The organism is Streptomyces sp. NPDC001137 (genome assembly GCF_040298885.1).
Lineage (GTDB): Bacteria > Actinomycetota > Actinomycetes > Streptomycetales > Streptomycetaceae > Streptomyces.
Genome location: NZ_JBEPBA010000019.1, coordinates 97,613 through 120,790, shown reverse-complemented (window position 1 = coordinate 120,790; position 23,178 = coordinate 97,613). Strand labels below are relative to the sequence as shown.

The window sequence follows — 23,178 nt, the reverse complement described above, 5'->3', positions numbered from 1 at the left end:
TGGTGTGGTCGTTGCCATGGGCTTCCTTCTCTTAAGTGCTTGCGGGTGTACGGGTGGTCGGTTCGAGTTCACGTGCGGGTGGCGGGAGCCGGGGCGGCAGGGCGCGGCAGTCGTCGAAGCTGGCCCGCAGGCGTTCCATGAGCCTGCTGAGCTGGGCGACCTCCTCGTCGCTCCAGTCGGCGAGCCGCTCGGCCAGCAGCTGGGTGGTCCGCTCGGACAGCGCCTCCAGCCGGCCCAGGCCCGCGGGTGTGAGGTGCAGGATCCGGGACCGCTTGTCCGCCGGGTCGGGGGACCGGTCGATCCAGCCGCGCTCGGCGAGGTGGGTGACATGGCGGCTGGTGACGGACATGTCGACGGCCAGCAGCTCGGCGAGCCTGCTCATGCGCATGTCGCCGTGGCGTCCCAGCAGGATCAGCACCGCGGCACTGCCGCTCGAGCAGTCGGACGGCATGATCCGCCCCAGCTCCCGCTTCACCCCGCCGAAGGCGCTGAACTGCCGGAGCAGCTCCTCGTACTGCGCTCGCTCGGCCATCACACCTCCCACTTTCGTTGCTTGGGGCAACCATAGAAGTTATTGGTTGCTACAGGCAAATAAAACGGCCCGGACGGACGATAAAAACTTGGCAAAGGCAAGTATTGCGAAAGTAAATATGCAGGTGAGAGTGGTTACGGCCGCGAACCGCCCCCCACTTGGGCCACAACCGGTGATTCGCTAGGGTCTCGGGCTATGGCTAACCCCCAGGGCCCCCAGGGCAACCACGACCCCGCAGGCAGCACCCAGATGTTCCGCGCCTTCGTCGACGAGGGCCCGCAGGGCCGCCGTCAGCAGCAGGCGCCCGCGCCGGCCGGTCCGCGCATCGGCCTGATCATCGGCATCGTCGTGGCCGTGGCGGTCGTGGCGGCGGTGGCGTGGCTGGCGCTCAAGTAGCGCGTATCCCTACTTCCACCGGACGGTGACGTCCCGCGTCTCGATGTGCATGCCGAGCGGCACACGCCATTCGTCGACGCACACCGTCCAGGTCTTGTCCTTCCGCGCTCCGGCACCGATCGGCACCGGAAGGCGGACGGTCGACTCGACCGTGCCCCAGTCGACGCCGAGCAGCCCGATGATGTGCGTCCCGAAGGTCACCTCACCGGAACGCACCGCGGCCCCACCGGAGTTGGTGAAGGTGAGGCGCACGTCCTCGCACCAGCGCTTGTCGGTGGCGCCGCGGGCCGGCTCGCCCCAGGTGAGCGCGGCGGGTCCAGCAGGTGCCGTACGGCTGGGTGTCGGCGTGGGTGACGGCGAACTCGGTGTCGTACGACCGGACTCGGCGCCGTTGCCCGGCAGGCCGCCGTCTCCCGCGGGTGCCGCTGCCGGGACGCCGGGCGAAGTCCCGCTCCCGGAGCCGGTGTTGCCCTCGGCCGCGGCGGCGTCCCCGCGGTCCTTCCGGGGTCCGTCCAGCGGTACGAACGTCACCGCGCCCGTCGGCGCCACGGCCGTACCGGACGCCTGAGGCGCACCACCCACCGGACCGGTGGCGACGAACCCCTCCGCCCCGCCGCCCCCGCACGCGGCCAGCGCGGCGCCCAGGCAGACGACGGCCGCCGACGCGCCGATCACGGCGCCTCGACGGCCAGGTGTCCATGTCGTCCGAAGCATCGCGCCAGTGTGGCTGACGCTCCGTCAGGAAGGAAGGGTTCAGTCGGAGATGAGCCCCTCCCGCAGCTGCGCCAGGGTCCGGGTCAGCAGCCGGGAGACGTGCATCTGCGAGATGCCGACCTCCTCGCCGATCTGCGACTGGGTCATGTTGGCGAAGAAGCGGAGCATGATGATCTGCCGCTCGCGGGGCGGGAGTTTGGCCAGCAGGGGCTTGAGGGACTCGCGGTACTCGACGCCCTCCAGGGCGGTGTCCTCGTAGCCGAGCCGGTCCGCGAGGGAGCCCTCGCCGCCGTCGTCCTCGGGTGCCGGGGAGTCCAGCGAGGAGGCGGTGTACGCGTTGCCGACCGCGAGGCCGTCGACCACGTCCTCCTCGGAGACGCCGAGCACGGCGGCGAGTTCGGGGACGGTCGGGGAGCGGTCCAGCTTCTGGGAGAGCTCGTCGCTGGCCTTGGTGAGGGCCAGCCGCAGCTCCTGCAGCCGGCGCGGGACCCGCACCGACCACGAGGTGTCGCGGAAGAACCGCTTGATCTCACCGACGACCGTCGGCATCGCGAAGGTCGGGAACTCCACGCCCCGTTCGCAGTCGAAGCGGTCGATCGCCTTGATCAGGCCGATGGTGCCGACCTGGACGATGTCCTCCATCGGCTCGTTGCGCGAGCGGAAGCGGGCCGCCGCGTACCGCACCAACGGGAGGTTGAGTTCGATGAGGGTGTCCCGGACGTAGGCGCGCTCGGGGCTGTTCTCGTCGAGTGCGGCGAGCCGCAGGAAAAGGGAGCGGGACAGGGTGCGGGTGTCGATGGCATCCGAGGCCGGCGGGGCCGGGATGTCAGCGGCCGTAAGGGCCGGGGCCGGTGCGGTGTCGACGGCCGCCATCTCGTCGATGGAGCCGGGCACGGCGTCGGCGGGCGCTGACTCGCTCTTCGTGAGCGTGAGCACCTTCGAGCTGCCCTGGTCTGCGGACATGCCACCCCCTCTGGGTCGCGGGACGGTCGTGGCCGAAGCTCCCCTGGCGAGGAGTTCAGCCTTCACCTGAATACCGGAGCCGAAGCCGCGGCAAACGCGCTTGGGGAAGAATGTCACATGTCGGCAACACGCTGTAGTGACATGTCGACATGCGAGATACGAATCGGCCCTGGAAAAAGGGGGTCTGAGGCTTTTTCAGCGCAGAACTGTCGGGAACGTCCCTGGTGAGCGATTCGCTCGTGACGGTTACGCCTCGATCCTGTTTGCGGATCGCAGCCGCTGGAAGCTACGCGCGAGTAGCCGCGAGACATGCATCTGGGAGACGCCGAGTTCCGCGCTGATCTGCGACTGGGTGAGGTTGCTGTAGTAGCGCAGAAGAAGGATTCTCTGTTCCCGTTCCGGGAGTTGCACGAGGAGATGGCGGACGAGGTCGCGGTGCTCGACGCCGTCCAGGGCCGGGTCCTCGTAGCCGAGCCGGTCCAGCAGCCCCGGCAGCCCGTCGCCCTCCTGGGCCGCCTCCAGGGAGGTCGCGTGGTACGAGCGGCCGGCCTCGATGCAGGAGAGCACCTCCTCCTCGGTGATGCGCAGCCGTTCGGCGATCTCGGCGGTCGTCGGGGTGCGCCCGAAGGCGGTGGTCAGGTCCTCGGTCGCGCTGTTGACCTGCACCCACAGCTCGTGCAGACGGCGCGGGACGTGGACCGTGCGGACATTGTCCCGGAAGTAGCGCTTGATCTCGCCGACGACGGTCGGCATCGCGAAGGTCGGGAACTGCACGCCCCGGTCCGGGTCGAAGCGGTCGATCGCGTTGATGAGCCCGATGGTGCCGACCTGGATCACGTCCTCCATCGGCTCGTTGCGGGAGCGGAAGCGGGCGGCCGCGTAGCGCACGAGCGGGAGGTTGGCCTCGATGAGCGCCCCGCGCACCCGGTTGTGTTCCGGCGTGCCCGGCCCGAGCCCCTTGAGTTCGCCGAAGAGCACCTGGGTGAGGGCCCGGGTGTCGGCACCGCGGCTGCGCGGCGGTGCGGCCTCCGGCGGGGCCTCGGCGGCCTCCAGGGGCGGTGCTTGAGGCGCAGTACTGGCCGGCACGGTCAACTCCACCTCGCAATCGATCAACGGATTCGGCAAAAGCGGTCATAGCATCACAAGAGATGTGCACTGTGTGCAAGCACCGCATAACGCCGTGTTGAGGGCAAGTTGGGGCCCAATACGCATAAAGGCCCTGCGCCTTTGCGGCGCAGGGCCCGGCGGGGTCCGGCTCAGTACTCGTAGTCGGCGATCACCCAGGTGGAGAACTCCTTCCACAGCGTCACGCCCGCCTGGTGCTCCGGGTGCTCGACGTAGCGCCGCAGCGCGGCCACGTCGTCGAAGCCGGAGTTGATGGCGAAGTCGTACGCGATGGGGCGGTCGCTGATGTTCCAGCCCAGCTCCCAGAAGCGGATCTCGGGGATCTTCCCGTCCAGCGACCGGAAGGCGTCGACGCCCTCCAGGACGCGCGGGTCGTCGCGCTCGACGCCCTCGTCGAGCTTGAACAGGACGAGATGGCGGATCATGTGCGCTCCTAGCTGCGGGCCTAGTGGGCGCCGTTGGCGAGCCAGGTGAAGAAGTCGCCTATGGCCTTGGCGGCGTCCGATATGCCCTCGAACCCTATCTGGACGTAGTCGGCCGCCCTGGCCGGGTCCGTGATGATGACGTACAGCGCGAAGACCACGAGCACATAGACGGCGATCTTCTTGGCATTCACCGCCATTGCGGCCTCCCCAGTCACTGTTGCCCCACGACCGCACATGATCGCACGAAGGGCCCCGTCTCTCGACGGGGCCCTTCCCAGAGCGGTAGCGGAGGGATTTGAACCCTCGGTGACTTGCGCCACACTCGCTTTCGAGGCGAGCTCCTTCGGCCGCTCGGACACGCTACCGAGGGAGACCTTACAGCACGCCGGGCAGTGCTTTGAAATCGGTATTCGGGGTCGGTGTCCAGGGGGAGGTCGGTCTTCAGCGGGAGCGGAAGAATTCGGTGAGGATCCGGGCGCATTCCTCGGCGAGCACGCCCTCGATCACCTCGGGGCGGTGGTTGAGCCTCCGGTCGCGTACGACGTCCCAGAGGGAGCCGGCCGCGCCGGCCTTCTCGTCGCGGGCGCCGTAGACGACACGGTCCACGCGGGACTGCACGAGGGCGCCCGCGCACATCGTGCAGGGCTCCAGCGTGACGACGAGGGTGCAGCCGGACAGCCGCCACTCCCCGAGGTCGGCCGCGGCCCGGCGGATCGCGAGGACCTCGGCGTGCGCCGTCGGATCACCGGTGGCCTCGCGTTCGTTGTGTCCGGCGCCGAGCACGGTGGTGCCGTCCGGGGCCAGCACGACGGCGCCCACGGGCACGTCGGCGCCGGCCCGGCCGGCCTCGTCCAGGGCGAGCCGCATCGCGGCCCGCCAGCGGTCGCGTACCGGGTCGGGGGTGCCTCCTTGGGTCGCTGCAGCGGTCAGCGGACGGTCTCCAGGACCTCCGAGGCGCCCAGGGCCTCGGCGATCGTGTTCAGGGCGTCCTCGTCGAGGGTGCGCAGCTCCTTGGCGCCGACACCGAGGTCGTCGAGGATCTCGGCGTCGCCGACGGGGCTGTGCGGCACGGACTCGGCGGACGGCGTGTCCTCGTCGCCGTCGTCCTCGTCCTCACCGTCCTCGGTGCCGTCGAGGTCGAGGGAGTCCAGGTCGGGGTCGTCGTCGCCGGGCTCCCTTCCGAGCAGTTCGTCGGTGAGCAGGATCTCGCCGTAGCTGCTGCGGGCAGCGGCGGCGGCGTCCGAGACGTAGATACGAGGGTCGTCCTCGCCGTCGACGCGGACGATGCCGAACCAGGTTTCTTCCTGCTCGATCAGGATGAGCACCGTGTCGTCCTCGGTCGAGGCTTCCCGGGCGAGGTCGGCGAGATCCGACAGGGTTTCCACATCGTCGAGCTCTGTGTCGCTCGCTTCCCACCCGTCTTCGGTGCGCGCGAGCAGTGCGGCGAAGTACACCGTGACTCTCCCACTGGTCTTAGGCGTGCCGGTTGGAGGTCCCCCCGGCGGGGCTCAGGGCGGGGAGAGCTGTGCTCCGAGCCCCACCCACTCGGAATCGTGGCAGAAACAAGGCGTTCAGGGGACGTCTTCGGCACCCTGTGTCCGCCGTCTTTGATCGGCCACGAGCGGGATCGTACGCGGCGATCGGCGTGTGCACGCAACGGGTTGCCCTCAGGCGCGTCCCGAGTCGGACCCGAGCTACCAGCGGAAAGTGCGCATGCGCATGGCGTGGCGCAGCCGTGCGGTCTTCGCGCGCCTGGGCTGGACACGGTCCCGCAGCTCACGGGCTTCGGCGAGGTCACGCAGGAACTGGGCCCTGCGGCGCCGGCGCTCGGCGTCGGTCTCGGCCGACGGCGAGTCCTGTCGGGTTTCACGCTCAGGCAGGTCAGGCATAGGCACACCACCCCCCGGTACGTCCTCCCACTTTCCCTCTGATGGGCGGTTTGATGCCAGCTCGGATCGGAGGAGCGAGGGCGAAGCCCTCGCGAGCAGGGCGGTGGTGGGTGACGGCTGGGCGCAACGGGGCGCGGTTACTGTTAGGGCATGCGTCTCCACGTCGTCGACCACCCCTTGGTCGCCCACAAGCTCACCACGCTGCGCGACCAGCGCACCGACTCCGCGACCTTCCGCCGTCTCGCCGACGAGCTGGTCACCCTGCTCGCCTACGAGGCCACGCGCGACGTGCGCACCGAACAGGTCGACATCACGACGCCGGTCTCCCCGACCACCGGCGTCAAGCTGGCCCGCCCGCGGCCCCTGGTGGTGCCGATCCTGCGGGCCGGCCTCGGCATGCTCGACGGCATGGTCCGGCTGCTGCCGACGGCCGAGGTGGGCTTCCTCGGCATGATCCGCAACGAGGAGACGCTCCAGGCGTCGACGTACGCCTCCCGCATGCCCGAGGACCTCTCCGGGCGCCAGGTGTACGTCCTGGACCCCATGCTGGCCACCGGGGGCACCCTGGTCGCGGCGATCCAGGAGCTGATCAAGCGCGGGGCGGACGATGTGACCGCGGTGGTGCTTCTCGCGGCCCCGGAGGGGGTCGAGCTCATGGAGCGGGAGCTGGCCGGTACGCCGGTGACGGTGGTGACGGCGGCCGTCGACGAGCGGCTCAATGAGCACGGGTACATCGTGCCGGGGCTGGGGGACGCGGGGGATCGCCTCTACGGCGCTGCTGAGTAGGGCGGCGCCTGGAGCGCCCCCGAAGGGGCGCGGGGCTGCGTCGACCTGCGGCTCCGCCGCGCGGGCGCGACCAGCCACAACGGGTCCCGCAGTCGCAGCACAACCGCACCTCTACGGCGGGATTGCGCTCAGCAGCTCTTCTTTGAAGACGTGGGCGTCGGCTGCGGGTTCGCCAAGGCCGCCAGTGCCTTGTCCGCCGCCGCCTTCGGGGTGAGGTCCTTGAAGGCAGTGCCGAGGATCAGGTCGACGGCGGTGCCCTTGCGGGTGTCGGCCCGCTTCTCGGCGCCGGCGAGCTGCGTGGCGAGCACGGGCAGGGAGCTGTTCAGGGCCGACGGGGCGCCGAGCAGTATGGCGGTGCCCTTGACCTTCTTGTCGAACTCCTTGGACGCGTTGCCCACGTCGCCGATCTTGAAGCCGCGCTTCTTCAGCTCGTCCGCCGTGTTCTTGGCCAGACCGCTGCGTTCCGTGGCGTTGTAGACGTTGACCGTGATCGTGCCCGGCTTGGGCACGGCGGCCTTCCTGGTGTCGGCCGACGGGGTGGCCTTGGCCCTGCAGTCCGCCTTGGGGCCGGCCGCGGAGGCCTTCTCGCCGCCGCCGGTGAACAGGTCGATGAGCTGCAGCGTGCCCCAGCCGACCAGGCCGAGCGCGGCGACGGAGGCCACCAGGGCGACCCCGAGCCTGCCGCGCCGGCGCCTGCGCATCCGTGGGTATTTGTCCCCCGTGATCCGGTACTTGCCGCCCATGCCCGGGGGGGTCAGCATGCTCATGAGCGCAGCGTAGTGCGCCCGGGCGGCGATGCCTACTAGATGATCATTCGAGGCCGCACAGGTGAACCCGAAAGGGCCAAGCCGTCACCGGCAGGCCTTCGGGAGCATCCGTCAGTCGAGTTCGAGCACGCGCGCGTGCAGCACCTGGCGCTGCTGCAGCGCGGCCCGCACCGCGCGGTGGAGGCCGTCCTCGAGATACAGGTCGCCCTGCCACTTGACGACGTGTGCGAACAGGTCGCCGTAGAAGGTCGAGTCCTCGGCCAGGAGAGTCTCCAGGTCGAGCTGTCCCTTGGTGGTGACGAGCTGATCGAGGCGGACCGGGCGCGGCGCGACGTCCGCCCACTGCCGGGTGCTTTCCCGGCCGTGGTCGGGGTACGGCCGGCCGTTTCCGATGCGCTTGAAGATCACACGGAAAGCCTACCGGTCAAGACCTTCCGGGCGCAGCCATGGCGACGCAGTGCGGGTACCGAAAAGAAGTTGCAAATCGGGACAAACAATCCGTACGGGTGTTACGCACAGGCTGTGGACGGTGCACGTCGGCCCGGCGGAGGCGGTGGTTCACGGGGAACATCCGCCTCCGCCGGCACAGTCAGCGGTCCCGCTCCTTCGGGGGCTGCTTCGGCTCCGGCTGCTTCAGATTCTGTTTCGGTGCGTTGCGTGCGGCTTCGGCGCGCAGCAGGGCGCGCAGGACCGCGTACGGGTCGGTGGGCATGGCTGTGTTCCTTGGTTCCTTGCGTGGTGACTGACTTTTCCGGAGGGCCGGGATCTGTCAGCAGCGCAGGACCACGGAGCGCAGGGCGGGCAGGGCGTGCGGGGGCCGGGGCGGAGCGGAGAGGCGGCGGGCCGCGGGGGTGTCGAGGGGCGGGGCCTGGAGCGGGGCGGGGCGCAGGGCCACGACGGTGCGGTGCAGGGCGTCGGCCGGTGGCCGCACGGCCGCGTCCAGGGCGTCGTACTCGACGGTCTCCGTGGCCGAGGGCGGTGTCGCATGCACCTCGGCGTGGGCGCCCGGGACCAGCAGGGCGAGCACCAGGACGAGCGTCCGCAGCCAGGCGTGGCCGCGGGAGAGGCTTCGTACGGTGCTCACGAGAGGTCATTTGCCCATGCTTTGTCCCGCCTTGAGCATGTCGGGGCCGAGAACCGCCCGTTCGGGGGACCCGGTACGGCTCAAAGGGTGCGTGGCACCTCCTTGGCCCGGCTCCGGATGCGGATCGCGGTGACGATCTCGACCACGCCGACTGCGACCAGCCAGATGCCGCCCACCACGGTGAGGACGGCGACCGATTCGAACGGCGAGTCGATCAGCACGATGCCGCCGAGGAAGGTCACGATCCCGAGGAAGATCTGCCAGCCGCGGGCCGGCATGGTGCTGTCGGAGGCGGCGGCCAGGGTCTGGGTGATTCCCCGGATGAGCCAGCCGATTCCGATCCACAGGGCCAGCAGCAGGATCGACCGCATCGGGCCGCGCAGACAGAACAGGCCCAGCAGGATCGACAGGGAACCGCTGATGAAGGCCAGGACGCGCAGGGCCGTGGTCGTGTGCGTGCCGAAGGCGGCGACCAGCTGGAAGATGCCGCTGATCAGGAGGTAGACGCCGAAGAGGACGCCGACCACGAGCAGTGAGGCGTCCGGCCAGATCAGGACCAGGAGGCCGAGGATCAGGGAGGCGACGCCGGTGAGCAGGACGACCTGCCAGGCGGCGCGGGAGAGGGCGTGCAGGGGACCTTCGAAGGGGGGCTCCGGCTCGTGCGGGCCCGTCGAACGTCCGGTGGCGTGGACCTTGCGGTCGTCGTACTGCGGACCCGCGGAGGAGCCGCTCGATGGCTCGGTCATGTTCCATGGTTGGACCTGCCGCGGGCGGCGCGCCACCCCTGGGAGCCGGTCGGCTGACGGCTGTCTCCCCCCGGCTCCGCTATTTCCCGGCGGCCTTCGCGGCCTTCGCGGCCGCCTTCATCTCCTGCTTGTGCGCCCGGACCTTGGCCAGCGACTCCGGTCCCTCGATGTCGGCGACGGAGCGGTGGCAGTTCGCCTCGCCGTACGCGCCCGCGGCCTCCCGCCAGCCCTCGGGCCGTACGCCGAGCTGTTTGCCCAGCAGCGCCAGGAAGATCTGCGCCTTCTGCTTGCCGAAGCCGGGCAGCTCCTGGAGGCGCTTCAGAAGCTCACGCCCGTCGGCCACGTCCTTCCAGACGAGCTCGGCGTTGCCGTCGTAGTGCTCGACGAGGTACTGGCACAACTGCTGGACGCGTTTGGCCATGGAGCCCGGATAGCGGTGCACGGCCGGCTTCTCGGAGAGCAGTGCGGCGAAGGCGTCCGGATCCATGACGGCGATCTCGTGCGCGTCCAGGTCGTCGGCGCCGAGGCGGTCCGCGATCGTGCGCGGCCCCTTGAACGCCCACTCCATCGGGACCTGCTGGTCGAGCAGCATCCCGACGAGGGCGGCGAGCGGGGAGCGTCCGAGGAGCTCGTCGGCCTTGGGGTCCTGGGCGAGGTGCAGGGTGACGTCCATGCCTCCGATCATGCCGCTTACACGCCTCGCGTACGATTCCAGCACGAATTACTAAGGCAAGCCTTGCCTTAATTGTGACTGGGGGTCGCCGCGTGACGATCGAGATCCACCGCGACGCGTGGGGCATCCCGCACCTGCGCGCCGGCAGCGCCCGCGAACTCGCCCGCGCACAGGGCCTGGTGACCGCGCGCGACCGCGCCTGGCAGCTGGAGGACGGGCGGCACCGTGCGCAGGGCACCTCGGCGTCCTTCCTCGGCCCTCAGGCCCTGCCCTGGGACCTGTTCGCCCGGCAGGCCCGCCTCGACGACACCGCCCGGCGCTGCTGGGCGGCCCTGGAGGAACGGGACCCCGAGACGGCGGACTGGGTGCGGGCGTACGTCGACGGGGTCAACGACGGACTGGACAGCGGTCCTACGGCCCCCGAGTTCGACGTCGTCGCTCTCGCGCCCGGTCGCTGGGAGCCCTGGACCCCGCTCGGCATCTGGCTCGCCACGCACATCCTGTTCGCCGGGTTCCCGGCCAAGCTGTGGCGCGAGCAGGCCGCGACGCACCTGGGCGAGGAGGCCGTCGGCCTGTTCGCCGCCGACGGGCCCGGCAGCTCCGGAAGCAACGGCTGGCTGGTCGGCGGGGCGCGGACCACGACCGGTCACGCCGTCATCGCGGGCGACCCGCACCGGCTCATCGAGGACCCCGGTGTCTATCAGCAGATCCATCTCTCCTGCCCGGAGTTCGACGTCGTCGGTCTCGCCGTGCCGGGGGTTCCCGGCATCGCCCACTTCGGGCACACCGGCACGGTCGCGTGGGCGATCACCAATGCCATGGCCGACTACCAGGACCTCTACCGGGAGCGGCTGCGGCGGGCGGGGGCGGGGGTGGAGGCCCTGGGCCCTGACGGGGTGTGGCGGACGGCGTCCCGGCACACGGAGTCCGTCGCGGTGGCGGGTGAGGGGGCCGTCGAGGTCGAGGTGATCGAGACGGAGCGGGGGCCTGTGATCGCCGGGGATGTCTTCTTCGCCCCCGCCGCCCCTTCCCGTCCCGTCCCTGGGGGCTCTGCCCCCAGACCCCCGTTCGGCCCCGAAAGGGCCTCGTCCTCAAACGCCGGACGGGCTGAAAGGCAGGGCCTCGCGCTTCGTTATCCGCCGCGCGTCACCGGAGATCTCGGGTTCAGTGCTCTTCTTCCTCTCCTGCGGGCCCGGCGGGTCGACGATGTGGACCGCGCTTTCGAGCTGTGGGCCGAGCCCGTCAACGTCGTTCAGGCCGCCGACACCGAAGGCGGTCTGCTGCACCGTGTCGCGGGGCGGGTGCCGGTGCGGGCCGAGGCCAATCGGCGTCGGCTGGTCCCGGCCTGGGAGCCCGGGCACGAGTGGCGGGGCTGGCACGAGATGCCGCGAGCCGCCGAACTCACCGACTCCGTGGCCGTGATGGCCAACTCGCGCGGGCTCGCGACCCCGCTCGGCGTCGAGTTCGCCCCGCCCCACCGCGCGGACCGGATCGCCGCGCTGCTGGCCAGGAAGGAGCGTTGGTCGGCCGGCGACATGCCGGCGATCCACACGGACACCCATCTCGCCTCCTCCGCAGCCCTGTTGGACCACCTGGCCGCCCTTGAGGACCTCTCCCCCGAGGCCGCCGCCCTGCGCGAGCGCCTGCTGCGCTGGGACCGCCGTATGGACGCGGGCAGCACCGACGCGGCCGTCTACGCGGCGGTGCGCGGCGCGGTCGTACGGCATCTCGCGGCACACCCCTCCTTCGCCGCGCTGTCCACTCCGCCCGACTGGCCCGAGGTCTTCCTCCCCTGGCTCGCCCTGCTCCCGCGCATCGGCTTCGCCCTCGAACACCTCCTGCGCGCCGAGGAGTTGTACGGCGTCGACCGGGCGGACGTCGTGCGGGCGGCCCTGGAGGAGGTGGCCGCCGAGCCGCCCGCCGGGGCGTGGGGGGACACCCACCGGCTCGCTCCCTGGCGGGCGCTCGCCCAGGTGCCGTACGAGGGGCCCGGGCTCTCCGGCGACCACGACTGTGTGCTGTGCACCTCCGCCGTGCCCGGGCTGACGGATCTGGCCGCGCGCGGGCCCGCCGCCCGCTACGTGTGGGATCTGGCCCGCCGCGAGGACAGCCTCTGGGTCGTTCCCTTCGGCGCGTCCGGTGTCCCGGGCTCGTCCCACCACGACGACCAGCTCCCCTTGTGGCTCAGGGGAGATCTCGTCCCGGTCGTCACCGACTTCGACCTCCTGGAGAAGGAGCCCCATGAGTGACGTGTACGTCCACGAGGAGAGCGTCGACGGGTTCGGCACCGTCCGCATCCGTCCCCTCGACCCGCAGGGGGACGCGGAGGTCGTCCACCGCTGGGCCGCCGAGGAGCGTGCCGTCTTCTGGGGCATGAACGGCCTCACCCGCGGCCAAGTGGCCGGGATCTACACGCACCTGGACACCCTCGACACCCATCACGCCTTCCTGCTCATCAAGGACGGCACACCGGCCGCACTGCTGCAGACGTACGAGCCGGAGGCCGACCGGGTCAGCGAGTGCTACGAGGTGCGGGCGGGCGACATCGGCGTCCATGTCCTGCTCGCGCCCGCCGGCCCGGACGGGACGCGGTCCGGCTGGTCGACGGCGCTGTTCGGAGTCATCACCTCGTACGTCCTGAAGGGCCTTGACCGGCGCCGGATCGTGGTCGATCCCGATGTGCGCAACGCGAAGGCGATCGCCCGTTTCCTGCGGCAGGGGTTCGAGGCGGGTCCGGCGGTCGTGCTGCCCGAGATCGACCTCCCGGGCGTGTACCTGCCCGAGAAGCAGGCTCAACTGGCCTTCCTGCGGCGGGAGGTAGCCTTCCCGGAATGACTCCCGAGGACCTTGTCGCGCACTACGGAATGGAACCGATCCCGCGTGAGGGCGGACTGTTCCGCCAGACCTGGGCGGGCCCCGAGCGCTCCGACGGACGGCCGGAGGGCACCGCCATCGTCGCCCTGCTGACGGCCGACGACCACTCGGCCGTGCACCGCCTGCCCACCGACGAGATCTGGCACTTCTACCTGGGCGATCCGCTGGAGCTGCTGCTCCTCGCCCCGGACGGGACGTCCAGGACGGTGGTGCTCGGACCGGACGTGCTCGGCGGCCAGCAGCCCCAGACGACCGTGCCGGCCGGCACCTGGATGGGCGGACGGGTCCTCGCGGGCGGGGCATGGACGTTCTTCGGGTGCACGATGGCACCCGGGTTCACCTTCGAGGGCTACGAGCACGGGGACGCGGCCGAGCTCACGGCGCGGTACCCGGCCGAGGCCGCCCGCATTGCGCAACTGTGCCGTCCGGAGGCGTAGTGAATGCCCGGCACGTCGCGTCCGTACCTATGCGGAAGGCAGGGAGGCGGGAAGGCAGGGACGGAGAGCGGCGTGGGATGTGACGGTGAGCGCGGGGAGCGCCGGCGGCGCGGAGTTCAGGGGCTGGTGCTGCTCGGTGCCGTGCTGGTGCTGCTCGTCCTCGGGGGTGCGGGGCCCGCGTCGGCCCATGCGGCCCTCAAGTCCACCGACCCCGAGGACGGCACCGTCCTCAGGTCGGCGCCCCGCTCCATCACCCTGACGTTCACCGAGTCCGTCGGTCTGCTGGACGACTCCTTCCGCGTCCTGGACCCCGGCAACCGGCGGGTGCGCACGGGCGAGGCGGAGCACGCCGGGGGACGTCCCGACACGGCGAGCGTGACCCTGCCGAAGAACCTCGCCAAGGGCACCTATGTCGTGGCCTGGCGGGTCGTCTCGGCGGACAGCCACCCGGTGGGCGGCGCGTTCACCTTCTCCGTCGGCAAAGCCTCCGCGACGGCCGCCACGGTGGACACCGGGCCGGTCGAGAACCCGGCGACCGCCAGTCTCTACAACATCGCCCGCTATCTGGCCTACCTGGCGGCGGCCCTGCTGATCGGCACCGCCGCCTTCGTGGCCCTGTGCCGCCCCACGGACCGCGGACCGCTGCACAAACCCCTGGTCGTGGGCTGGTGGACGCTGCTGGGGACCACCCTGGCGCTGCTCGCCCTGCGTGCCCCGTACGAGACCGGCACGGGCCCCGCGACCGCCCTCGACGCCTCCGCCTTCACCCGCACCCTCACGGGCCGTCCGGGGCTTGCCCTGCTGGCCCGGCTCGCCCTGCTGCTGGTCGTCGCCGTGTTCGCCGTACGAATCCGCAAACGCGACGCATGGCCGCGCCCACTGCTCGCCGCCGGCGGCGCCCTCGGCGTGGCTCTCGCGCTCACCTGGGCCGCCTCCGAGCACGCCTCGGCGGGCATCCAGGTGCCCCTGGCGATGGCGTCCGCCGTGCTGCACCTGCTGGCCATGGCGGTCTGGCTGGGCGGCCTCACGGCGCTGCTGGTCCTGCTCCACCGCACCGAGCTCCCCCCGGCAGTCGTGGCCCGCTTCTCCCGGATCGCCTTCGCCTCGGTGGCCGTCCTGGTCGTCACCGGCGTCTACCAGTCCTGGCGGGGCCTCGGCTCCTGGAGCGCGCTCACCGGGACGACGTACGGGCGCCTGCTGGTGGCCAAACTGGCCGCCGTGGTGCTCCTGCTGGCGGCCGCGGGGCTCTCGCGGCGCTGGACCGCGCGGCTGGCGACGGCGGACGCCGCCACGGCCGTACGGGAACGGGTCCCGCAGCCCGTGGGCGGGCCTCCCGCGGCCGCCGCGGAGGAACCGGCCGCCCCGGCCGCCCACGGCACGAGCCGGCGCAATCTGCGCCGCAGTGTGCTCGCCGAGGTCGTCGTCGGCGTGGTGGTGCTGGTGCTCACGACCGTGCTCAGCAGCACGCTGCCGGGCCGTGCGGCCGCGGAGGCGGCGCAGGCGCCCGCGTCCGCCGGGCTGCCCGCCGCGTCGGTCACGACGATCCCCTTCGAGGTCGGCCGCGCACGCGGCAAGGTGCAGATCACCCTCGACCCGGGCCGCGTCGGCGACAACACCGTGCAGGCGGTCGTCTTCGGACCCGACGGAGGCATCGTCACCGTCCCCGAGCTGCGGCTCTCCCTCAGCCTGCCCGCGCAGAAGATCGGCCCGCTCGACGCCAGGTTGACCGATCTGGGCGGCTACTGGGGGACCAGCTCGGTCACCGTTCCCCTCGCCGGAACCTGGACCATGAAGGTCACGGTCCGGACGTCCGAGATCGACCAGGTCAGTGTGACGAAGTCGGTCCGGATCGTCGCCTAGCAGGCCCTGGCCGCGACGCGAATCCGGCATTTACTCTCATCTCCGGGCGAGATCGTTCGATCACTCGGACCGAAATGATCACGAACATGTCGGTCACATTTCCACAAAGGTCCCCGGCGGCTCTTGACGCATGACCGGACATAGGACTGATATAAGCGCCACGATGTTCGGTCGAGTTGATTTATGGTCGGTTTCGACTTTTTTTCGACCTGGCGTAGTTGTGACCGAACCCCTGCCTCCAGGAGCCGCACATGGACCTCTCCCCCTCGGGTCTCTCCCTTCCCGCGACCAGCCGTCGCAGCCTGCTGCGTGGTGTGGGTGGCGCAGCCCTGCTCGCGGGTGCGGGCATACCCCTGCTGTCCGCGTGTGGCAGCAGTGGGTCCTCCTCGGACCCGAAGACCGTCAGTCTCGGCTCCAACTCCTCCGACGCGGTGCCCAAGAAGGCCTTCGCGGAGATCTACGCCGCCTTCACCAAGAAGTCCGGCATCAAGGTCGACGTGAACACGAAGGACCACAACACCTTCCAGGAGCAGATCAACTCCTACCTCCAGGCCACGCCCGACGACGTGTTCACCTGGTTCGCGGGCTACCGCATGCAGTTCTTCGCGGCGAAGAAGCTCGCCACCCCGATCGACGACGTGTGGCAGAAGATCGGCGGCAACTTCCCCGAGGCGATGAAGCAGCTGTCCAAGGGCGAGGACGGCAAGTACTACTTCGTGCCGCTGTACACGTACCCGTGGGCGCTCTTCTACCGCAAGAGCGTCTTCAAGCAGCACGGCTACCAGGTGCCCACCACCTGGGACCAGCTGGTGGCCCTGTGCAAGCAGATGAAGAAGGACGGCCTGGTCCCGATCGCCTTCGGTGACAAGGACGCCTGGCCGGCGATGGGCACCTTCGACCAGATCAACTTCCGGCTCAACGGCTACGACTTCCACAAGTCCCTGATGGCGGGCAAGGAGGCGTGGACGGACCCGAAGGTCAAGGCGGTCTTCGACCACTGGTCCGAGCTGCTGCCCTACCACCAGGACGGCTTCATGGGCCGCACCTGGCAGGACGCCGCCCAGACCCTGGTGTCGAAGAAGGCGGGCATGTACGTCCTCGGTTCCTTCGTGGCCCAGCAGTTCACCAACAAGGCCGACCTCGACGACCTCGACTTCTTCGCCTTCCCGGAGATCAACCCGCAGTTCGGGCAGGACACCGTGGAGGCACCCACCGACGGCTTCATGGTCTCCAAGGCGCCCAAGAACAAGGCGGGTGCCGCGAAGCTGATGGAGTTCCTGGGCACGCCGGAGGCCGAGCAGATCTACCTCAAGGCCGACTCCAGCGTGGTGGCCGCCTCCAGCAAGGCCGACACCTCGTCGTACACGCCGCTGCAGAAGAAGGCGTACGACATGATCAGCAACGCCAAGAGCCTCACCCAGTTCATGGACCGCGACTCGCGGCCGGACTTCACCTCCACGGTGATGCAGCCGGGTCTGCAGAAGTTCCTCCAGAACCCCAAGGGCGTCGACAGCCTGCTGTCCTCGATCGAGCGCCAGAAGAAGACGATCTTCGCGTCCTGATGAGCTCCGAAACCACCACGAAGACCCCGGAGACGGCCGTGCCGTCTCCGGGGCCCGCGCCTGTCCACGAGCGGGTCCCGCAGGGCCACAAGCGCCTGCTGACCCGCCGTGACCGCATCACGCTGGCCTTCATGGCCGGCGTGCCCACCGTCCTGCACGTGGCCCTGGTCTGGGTCACCGCGATCTCCTCGATCTTCCTGGCCTTCACCAGCTGGGACGGGATCGGCTTCGACTCGATCAAGTGGGTGGGGCTGGACAACTTCAAGCAGTTGTTCACCGACAACCCGCAGTTCTGGCCGGCCGTCGAGCACAACATCATCTGGTTCGTGGTGCTCATCCTGATCCCGACCCCGATGGGCCTCTTCCTGGCCGTCCAGCTGGACAAGAGGATCCGCTTCTCCCGGGTGTACCAGACCGCGTTCTTCCTGCCGGTCGTCGTGTCGCTCGCGGTGACCGGCTTCGTGTGGCAGCTGGTCTACAACCCCGACACCGGCCTCATCAACAGCCTGATCGGGGCGAACAAGCCGGGCCACTACATCGACTGGATCGGCAACCCGCACCTGAACCTGTGGGCGGTGCTGATCGCCGCCTCCTGGCGGCACACCGGCTACATGATGATCCTCTACCTGGCCGGCCTGAAGGGCGTCGACCCGTCCCTGCGGGAGGCGTCCTCGCTGGACGGGGCCAACGAGTGGCAGACGTTCAAGAACGTCATCTTCCCCACCCTGCGCCCCACCAACACCGTCGTCCTGGTCGTCACGATCATCGAGGCGCTGCGCGCCTTCGACCTGGTGTTCGTGTTCAACAAGGGCGCCCAGGGCACCGAACTGCTGTCGATCCTGATCACCAACAACATCATCGGCGAGTCCAGCCGGATCGGCTACGGCTCCGCGATCGCGGTGGTGCTGCTGGTCATCTCCCTCGCGGTCATCATCCCGTACCTGATCGCGACCTTCCGGAAGGAGCGGCGCGCATGAGCACCATCGCTTTGAAGAAGCGCACGCCGGTCCGTCCGGCCCGGATCCTGCTGCACACGTTCCTCGTGGTCACCGCGCTGGCCTGGCTGGCCCCGCTGCTGTGGGCCGTCTTCGCGGCCCTGCGGCCGTACTCGGAGACCAGCAACCGGGGCTATGTCTCCTGGCCGCACAAGCTGAGCCTGGAGAACTTCACCAACGCCTTCCAGCAGTCGGACATGCTGCACTACTTCGGCAACACACTGATCATCGCGGTCCCGGCCGTGCTGATCACGCTGCTGCTGTCGTCGATGGTCGCCTTCTACGTCTCCCGGTTCGACTTCCGGCTGAACATCTTCCTGCTGCTGGTGTTCACCGCGGGCAACCTGCTGCCGCAGCAGGTCATCATCACCCCGCTGTACCGGATGTACCTGCTGATCGACCTGCCCGGCATCACCGTGTCCGGCAAGCTGTACGACTCCGCCCTCGGCCTGGTCCTCATCCACGTGGCCTTCCAGTCCGGGTTCTGCGCCTTCGTGCTCAGCAACTACATGCGGATGCTGCCGCACGAGCTGACCGAGGCCGCCCTGGTCGACGGCGCCTCGGTGTGGCGCATGTACTGGCAGATCGTGCTGCCGCTGTGCAAGCCCGCGATGGCCGCCCTGGCCACCCTGCTCTCGATCTGGATCTACAACGATTTCTTCTGGGCGATCGTGCTGATCTCCACCGGCGAGAACATGCCGATCACCTCGGCGCTGAACAACCTCTCCGGGCAGTACTTCACCGACCCCAACCTGGTCGCCGCCGGCGCCCTGCTCACCGCGATCCCCACCCTGATCGTGTACTTCGTACTGCAGCGCCAGTTCGTCAGCGGACTGACCCTGGGCGCCAACAAGGGCTGACGCCCTCCCTCTTGAAAGAGACCTCCGTGCAGCACCACCCCTTCACCGCCGTCGCCTCCGTCCCCGTGGACCCGGTCAACGCCCGGGTCCACGAGGAGGGCTGGCAGTCCTGGAGCCCCAGCGGCGCCTACGCCCTCGGCGACAAGCCGTACCGTCCGACCAACGACAACTGGGCGACGGTCTGCTACCGCCCCGGCGTGACCGCCCCCGAGGACACCTTCCAGGGCGAGGGCCTGCTGGCGCTCGACCCCGGCGACGGCTCCCCGGCCCGTCTGTGGGCGGCCGTGGACCCGACCGCCGAGGTGCCGTCCATCCGCCTGACGGTGGCGGACGGCATCGCGGAGGTCACCGCCGACGGCGCGGTGAAGGAGTGGACGGGGGTGAACATCCAGGCGGTACTGGGCAGTTGGGCCGCGGGCCTCGGCGTCGAGCCGCCGCGCCCGGCGCCGACCGTCTGGTGCTCCTGGTACGAGTACTTCACGAACGTCACCGAGGACGACATCCACGAGAACCTCCGTGCGATGGACACCCTCGACCTGCCGATCGACGTCGTCCAGATCGACGACGGCTACCAGAAGGCCCTCGGCGACTGGCTCACCCTCTCCGGCCGCTTCCGCTCCCGCGAGGGCATCGCCGACGCCATCCGGGCCCGCGGCCGCCGGGCCGGCATCTGGACGGCCCCCTTCCTGGTCGACCCGGCGAGCGACCTGGCCACCGAGCACCCCGACTGGCTGGTCCGCGGCACCACCGGTGGCTTCACCCACGCCGGCCGCAACTGGGGCCACGACCTGCGCGTCCTGGACACCACCCACCCCGAGGCGGCGGCGTACCTCGCCGAGGTCTTCCGCACCCTCCGCACCGAGGGCTACGACTACTTCAAGGTCGACTTCCTGTACGCGGGCGCGCTGGACGGCGTACGGCACAAGGACGTCGACGCCCTCACCGCGTACCGCGAGGGCATCGAACTGATCCGCGGGGCGATCGGCCCGGACGCGTATCTGCTGGGCTGCGGCGCCCCGATCCTGCCCTCGATCGGGCTGTTCGACGCGATGCGGGTGAGCCCGGACACGGGCCCGCACCGCCGCCCCGAGGCCGACGACTTCAGCCAGCCCGGCCAGGACCCGGCCGAGTTCACCGGCGCCGGACGCCAGTGGCAGCACGGCCGCCTCTGGGTCAACGACCCCGACTGCCTGATGGCCCGCCCGGCCGTGGAGACACGGGAGCGCTGGGCGGCGCACGTGGAGGCGACCGGCGGCCTGATGGCCTCCAGCGACCGCCTGCTGTCCCTGGACGAATGGGGCGTGGCCACCACTCGCCGGCTGCTCTCGGGGGCCCAGCGATGACCCGCGCCCTGAACGTGCCGGGCATCGCCTACGGCGGTGACTACAACCCCGAGCAGTGGCCCGAGGAGGTCTGGGCCGAGGACATGCGCCTGATGGCCGAGGCCGGGGTCACCATGGTCAGCGTCAACATCTTCTCCTGGGCGCTGCTGGAACCCTCCGAGGGCACGTACGACTTCTCGCGCCTCGACCGCATCCTCGACCTGCTGCACGCCCACGGGATCGCCGCCGACCTGGCGACCCCGACGGCGGCCCCGCCGGCCTGGTTCTTCGTCAAGCACCCCGAAGCGCTGCCGGTGGACAAGGACGGCCGCAGACTGTCGTACGGCAGCCGCCAGACGTTCTGCCCGTCGAGCCCCGCCTACCGCGAGGCGGCGCTGCGCATGGCCGGCGAGCTGGCCCGGCGGTACGCGGACCACCCGGCGGTGGTGATGTGGCACGTCCACAACGAGTACGGCTGCCACAACGCGGAGTGCTACTGCGACGTGAGCGCGGAGGCGTTCCGTGCCTGGCTCCAGGACCGCTACGCGAGCCTGGACGCCCTCAACCACGCCTGGGGCACCACCTTCTGGAGCCAGTGGTACTACGACTGGGACCAGATCCTGCCGCCGCGCGCCACCGGCGCGGTCCCCAACCCCACCCACCAGCTGGACTGGCGCCGCTTCTGCAGCGACGCCCTGCTCTCGCTGTACGAGGCCGAGCGGGACGTCCTGCGGGAGGCCGCGCCCGAGACCCCCGCCACCACCAACTTCATGGTGATGTACAACTTCGACGCCCTGGACTACTGGCGCTGGGCGCCCGAGCTGGACATCGTCTCCAACGACCACTACCTCCAGTCCGCCGACCCCGAGTCGCAGATCGACATCGCCCTCAGCGGCGACCTGGTCCGCTCGCTCGCGGGCGGCCCGTGGCTGCTCATGGAGCACTCGACGGGCGCGGTGAACTGGCAGCCCGTCAACCGCGCCAAGACGGCGGGGGAGTTGCGCCGCAACGCGCTCGCCCATGTGGCGCGCGGCGCCGACGGCATCGCCTACTTCCAGTGGCGGGCGGCGAAGGCGGGCGCCGAGCAGTGGCACTCGGCGATGCTGCCGCACGCCGGCACCGACAGCCAGATCTGGCGGGACGTGGCGCAACTGGGCGCCGACCTGCGGGCGTTGGCGGAGGTGCGGGGCGCGACCGGCACCGCCGAGGTCGCCGTCGTCTGGGACTGGAACGCGCGTTGGGCCATGGAACTCCCCTCGCAGCCCAGCGGCGAGCTGCACTTCCAGGACCTGGTCCGGGCCTGGTACGAGCCCCTGTGGCGCTCGGGTGTCGCGGTGGACTTCGTCCGCCCGGACGCGGACCTGTCGCCGTACCGCCTGGTCCTGGCCCCTTCGCTGTATCTGATCGACGACGCGGGCGCGGCCAACCTCACCGGCTTCGCGGAGCGCGGCGGCACCCTGGCGGTCGGCTTCCACAGCGGAATGGTGGACGCCAACTGCCATGTGCGGCTGGGTGGTTACCCGGGCGCGTTCCGCGAGGCCCTCGGCATCCGCACGGACGAGCTGTTCCCGCTGCTGCCCGGGCAGACGGTGGCCCTGAGCGACGGCGGCACGGGCACGCTCTGGTCGGAGCGGGTACGGCTGGAGGGCGCTCAGGCGGTGACGTCGTACACGGACGGACCGCTCGCCGGGGTGCCGGCGGTGACCCGCAACGCGTACGGAACGGGCGCGGCCTGGTACGTGGCCACCCACCCCGACCCGGAGGCGCTGGCCGGCCTCCTGGAGCGCCTCCGCCTGGAGGCCGGGGTCGAGCCGGTGCGCTCCGCTCCGGAGGGCGTGGAGGCGGCTTTGCGGCGCGGCACCGAGGCCGACTACCTCTTCCTGATCAACCACACGGACCAGGACGCCGTGGTCGCCGTCTCCGCGGGGGCGACCGAGCTGCTGTCCGGGAAGCCGGTGGCCGACGGCAGGGTGACGGTGGCGGCGAGGGAGGCCGTGGTGGTGCGGGAGCCACGGGTGGGTACCCGGTAGCGAAGTCGCCGGAGCCTCCCCGAGCGAGGTGAGCCGTCATGCCGGAGCTGCCGGACGTCGAGGGATTCCGGAAGGTCTTCGTGGACTGCGCGAAGGGGAGGCTGATCCGGCACGTCGACGTCCGTGACCCGGGCGTGCTGCACGGGGTGGGCGCGCGGCGGCTGCGGGACGCGCTGGAGGGCCGCCGCTTCACGGGTGCGGAGCGCCACGGAAAGTGGCTCCTGGCCCGCACCGGCGGCCCCACCCTCGTGCTCCACTTCGGCATGACCGGCCTGCTGGTCTGCGTCCGCCCCGACGAGGAGGCCGCGCCCCACGACCGCGTCCTGTTCACGGTGGGCGCGGACCGCCAGCTGCGCTACCGCGACCAGCGCAAGCTCCAGGGGCTGTGGCTGGCCGAGGACGAACCCGCTGTCGAACGGCTGCTGGCCCGCCAGGGCCCGGACGCGCTGGCCATGGACCGCGAGCGGTTCGAGGCCGCTCTCTGCGCCCGCCGCGGCACGATCAAGACGGTCCTCACCAATCAGTCCGTCGTGGCGGGCCTGGGCAACCTTCTGGCCGACGAGATCCTCTGGCGCGCGAGAGTGCGCCCGAGCGCCCACGCGAACGAGCTCACCGAGGACGACCGCCGCCGCCTCTACACCCAGATGCGCAGCACCCTGCGCTCGGCGGTCCCCACCGGCCGCGTCCCACCCCGCGACTCCTGGCCCACCGGCCACCGCGACACCCCGTCCCCGCACTGCCCCCGCTGCGGCGAGCCGCTGCGCCGCTCCCGTCTGGGGGGCCGTACGACGGTGTGGTGCGCGAAGTGTCAGTAGGGCATGCAGAGGCCGTCGTTCGGGCAGAACATGGCCCACACGGCGTTGTAGCCGGCCCTCACGGTCAGAGGAGACCTCACCGTCCGAGCGGCTCGCCGTGTTCGCCAGGGCCCACGCCCTGAGCCCCCGGGAGAGCGTCCTCCTCGGTCACCTGGCCAAGGGTGGCGACAGTCACGCCCTGGCCGACCGGATGTCCCTGTCGGAGCACACCGTGCAGGACCACCTCGAGTCGATCTTCGCCAAGACCTCCACCAACAACCGCGGAATGCTGCTCGCCCGTGCGCTGGGGGCGTGAGCGTCAGCCGATCGGGTGTGACACCTCC

Annotated in this window: 28 protein-coding genes and 1 tRNA gene; 13 read left to right on the top strand and 16 right to left on the bottom strand. The window is 70.5% G+C overall.

The features are described 5' to 3' along the window. Positions 1-31 precede the first annotated feature (31 nt). Complete coding sequence (locus ABT254_RS31790) at positions 32-532, bottom strand: MarR family winged helix-turn-helix transcriptional regulator (protein ID WP_351477553.1); 501 nt, start codon at positions 530-532, stop codon at positions 32-34. Between the two features lie 195 nt (positions 533-727). Between ABT254_RS31790 and ABT254_RS31785 the strand changes: the two genes are divergently transcribed. Beyond that, positions 728-928: a hypothetical protein gene (locus tag ABT254_RS31785; RefSeq protein ID WP_351477551.1), complete on the top strand. Its 201-nt coding sequence runs from the start codon at positions 728-730 to the stop codon at positions 926-928. 9 nt (positions 929-937) lie between these two features. Here ABT254_RS31785 and ABT254_RS31780 read toward each other — a convergent pair whose 3' ends face one another. From ABT254_RS31780 to ABT254_RS31740, 9 genes are all read right to left on the bottom strand, one after another. Next, a complete protein-coding gene (locus ABT254_RS31780; protein ID WP_351477548.1) occupies positions 938-1,642 on the bottom strand; it encodes a hypothetical protein in 705 nt (234 codons plus the stop codon). A gap of 39 nt (positions 1,643-1,681) precedes the next feature. Continuing rightward, positions 1,682-2,605, bottom strand: a complete 924-nt coding sequence (locus tag ABT254_RS31775) for an RNA polymerase sigma factor SigF (protein ID WP_351477545.1) — start codon at positions 2,603-2,605, stop codon at positions 1,682-1,684. Between the two features lie 246 nt (positions 2,606-2,851). Continuing rightward, positions 2,852-3,691, bottom strand: a complete 840-nt coding sequence (locus tag ABT254_RS31770) for an RNA polymerase sigma factor SigF (protein ID WP_351477543.1) — start codon at positions 3,689-3,691, stop codon at positions 2,852-2,854. Positions 3,692-3,861: 170 nt separating this feature from the next. Further along, positions 3,862-4,155: a Dabb family protein gene (locus tag ABT254_RS31765; RefSeq protein WP_351477540.1), complete on the bottom strand. Its 294-nt coding sequence runs from the start codon at positions 4,153-4,155 to the stop codon at positions 3,862-3,864. 20 nt (positions 4,156-4,175) lie between these two features. Further along, entirely contained in the window at positions 4,176-4,352 is a 177-nt protein-coding gene (locus ABT254_RS31760; protein WP_351477537.1) for a hypothetical protein, read from the bottom strand. An 83-nt stretch (positions 4,353-4,435) separates the two neighbouring features. Next, a tRNA-Ser gene (locus ABT254_RS31755) sits at positions 4,436-4,520 on the bottom strand. 76 nt (positions 4,521-4,596) lie between these two features. Then, positions 4,597-5,022 (bottom strand): tRNA adenosine(34) deaminase TadA, encoded by a 426-nt coding sequence (tadA, locus tag ABT254_RS31750; RefSeq protein WP_351477534.1) that lies wholly within the window; start codon positions 5,020-5,022, stop codon positions 4,597-4,599. A gap of 59 nt (positions 5,023-5,081) precedes the next feature. Next, positions 5,082-5,609, bottom strand: a complete 528-nt coding sequence (locus tag ABT254_RS31745) for a tRNA adenosine deaminase-associated protein (RefSeq protein ID WP_351477531.1) — start codon at positions 5,607-5,609, stop codon at positions 5,082-5,084. Positions 5,610-5,849: 240 nt separating this feature from the next. Continuing rightward, positions 5,850-6,044, bottom strand: a complete 195-nt coding sequence (locus tag ABT254_RS31740; protein WP_030938598.1) for a hypothetical protein — start codon at positions 6,042-6,044, stop codon at positions 5,850-5,852. 150 nt (positions 6,045-6,194) lie between these two features. On the opposite strand from ABT254_RS31740, the gene upp reads away from it, so the two are divergent. Beyond that, positions 6,195-6,830 carry a uracil phosphoribosyltransferase gene (upp, locus tag ABT254_RS31735; RefSeq protein WP_351477528.1) on the top strand — a complete coding sequence of 212 codons (636 nt, stop codon included), beginning with the start codon at positions 6,195-6,197 and terminating at the stop codon, positions 6,828-6,830. Positions 6,831-6,958: 128 nt separating this feature from the next. Here upp and ABT254_RS31730 read toward each other — a convergent pair whose 3' ends face one another. From ABT254_RS31730 to ABT254_RS31705, 6 genes are all read right to left on the bottom strand, one after another. Then, positions 6,959-7,597 carry a LytR C-terminal domain-containing protein gene (locus ABT254_RS31730; protein WP_351477525.1) on the bottom strand — a complete coding sequence of 213 codons (639 nt, stop codon included), beginning with the start codon at positions 7,595-7,597 and terminating at the stop codon, positions 6,959-6,961. A gap of 111 nt (positions 7,598-7,708) precedes the next feature. Continuing rightward, entirely contained in the window at positions 7,709-8,005 is a 297-nt protein-coding gene (locus ABT254_RS31725) for a type II toxin-antitoxin system VapB family antitoxin (RefSeq protein ID WP_003999914.1), read from the bottom strand. 181 nt (positions 8,006-8,186) lie between these two features. Continuing rightward, on the bottom strand, positions 8,187-8,309 hold the full coding sequence (locus tag ABT254_RS31720) for a hypothetical protein (protein ID WP_351477522.1): 123 nt from the start codon (positions 8,307-8,309) through the stop codon (positions 8,187-8,189). Positions 8,310-8,366: 57 nt separating this feature from the next. Further along, entirely contained in the window at positions 8,367-8,681 is a 315-nt protein-coding gene (locus ABT254_RS31715; protein ID WP_351477519.1) for a hypothetical protein, read from the bottom strand. 80 nt (positions 8,682-8,761) lie between these two features. Further along, the gene (locus ABT254_RS31710) at positions 8,762-9,427 is read right to left on the bottom strand and encodes an HdeD family acid-resistance protein (RefSeq protein WP_351477516.1); all 666 of its coding nucleotides are present in this window, start codon (positions 9,425-9,427) and stop codon (positions 8,762-8,764) included. Positions 9,428-9,506: 79 nt separating this feature from the next. Further along, a complete protein-coding gene (locus ABT254_RS31705; RefSeq protein ID WP_351477514.1) occupies positions 9,507-10,100 on the bottom strand; it encodes an HhH-GPD-type base excision DNA repair protein in 594 nt (197 codons plus the stop codon). Positions 10,101-10,192: 92 nt separating this feature from the next. On the opposite strand from ABT254_RS31705, the gene ABT254_RS31700 reads away from it, so the two are divergent. The 11 genes from ABT254_RS31700 (at position 10,193) to ABT254_RS31650 (ending at position 23,150) form a co-directional block, all read left to right on the top strand. Further along, positions 10,193-12,349, top strand: a complete 2,157-nt coding sequence (locus ABT254_RS31700; protein ID WP_351477511.1) for a penicillin acylase family protein — start codon at positions 10,193-10,195, stop codon at positions 12,347-12,349. Then, positions 12,342-12,935, top strand: coding sequence for a GNAT family N-acetyltransferase (locus ABT254_RS31695; RefSeq protein ID WP_351477508.1), 594 nt, complete (start codon positions 12,342-12,344; stop codon positions 12,933-12,935). The genes ABT254_RS31700 and ABT254_RS31695 overlap by 8 nt, the downstream gene beginning before the upstream one ends. Then, entirely contained in the window at positions 12,932-13,411 is a 480-nt protein-coding gene (locus ABT254_RS31690) for a cupin domain-containing protein (RefSeq protein ID WP_351477505.1), read from the top strand. The genes ABT254_RS31695 and ABT254_RS31690 overlap by 4 nt, the downstream gene beginning before the upstream one ends. Positions 13,412-13,537: 126 nt before the next feature. After that, positions 13,538-15,271 carry a copper resistance CopC/CopD family protein gene (locus ABT254_RS31685; protein ID WP_351477757.1) on the top strand — a complete coding sequence of 578 codons (1,734 nt, stop codon included), beginning with the start codon at positions 13,538-13,540 and terminating at the stop codon, positions 15,269-15,271. A gap of 251 nt (positions 15,272-15,522) precedes the next feature. Continuing rightward, a complete protein-coding gene (locus ABT254_RS31680) occupies positions 15,523-16,833 on the top strand; it encodes an ABC transporter substrate-binding protein (protein ID WP_351477502.1) in 1,311 nt (436 codons plus the stop codon). Continuing rightward, positions 16,833-17,810 carry a carbohydrate ABC transporter permease gene (locus tag ABT254_RS31675; protein ID WP_351477500.1) on the top strand — a complete coding sequence of 326 codons (978 nt, stop codon included), beginning with the start codon at positions 16,833-16,835 and terminating at the stop codon, positions 17,808-17,810. The genes ABT254_RS31680 and ABT254_RS31675 overlap by 1 nt, the downstream gene beginning before the upstream one ends. Then, on the top strand, positions 17,807-18,688 hold the full coding sequence (locus tag ABT254_RS31670) for a carbohydrate ABC transporter permease (RefSeq protein WP_351477497.1): 882 nt from the start codon (positions 17,807-17,809) through the stop codon (positions 18,686-18,688). Before ABT254_RS31675 ends, ABT254_RS31670 begins: the two co-directional genes overlap by 4 nt. A 26-nt stretch (positions 18,689-18,714) precedes the next feature. Then, entirely contained in the window at positions 18,715-20,031 is a 1,317-nt protein-coding gene (locus ABT254_RS31665; RefSeq protein ID WP_351477494.1) for a glycoside hydrolase family 36 protein, read from the top strand. After that, positions 20,028-22,040, top strand: a complete 2,013-nt coding sequence (locus ABT254_RS31660; RefSeq protein ID WP_351477491.1) for a beta-galactosidase — start codon at positions 20,028-20,030, stop codon at positions 22,038-22,040. Before ABT254_RS31665 ends, ABT254_RS31660 begins: the two co-directional genes overlap by 4 nt. A 38-nt stretch (positions 22,041-22,078) precedes the next feature. Continuing rightward, complete coding sequence (locus ABT254_RS31655) at positions 22,079-22,855, top strand: Fpg/Nei family DNA glycosylase (RefSeq protein ID WP_351477488.1); 777 nt, start codon at positions 22,079-22,081, stop codon at positions 22,853-22,855. A gap of 97 nt (positions 22,856-22,952) precedes the next feature. Beyond that, the gene (locus ABT254_RS31650) at positions 22,953-23,150 is read left to right on the top strand and encodes a LuxR C-terminal-related transcriptional regulator (RefSeq protein ID WP_351477485.1); all 198 of its coding nucleotides are present in this window, start codon (positions 22,953-22,955) and stop codon (positions 23,148-23,150) included. Positions 23,151-23,178: the final 28 nt, after the last annotated feature.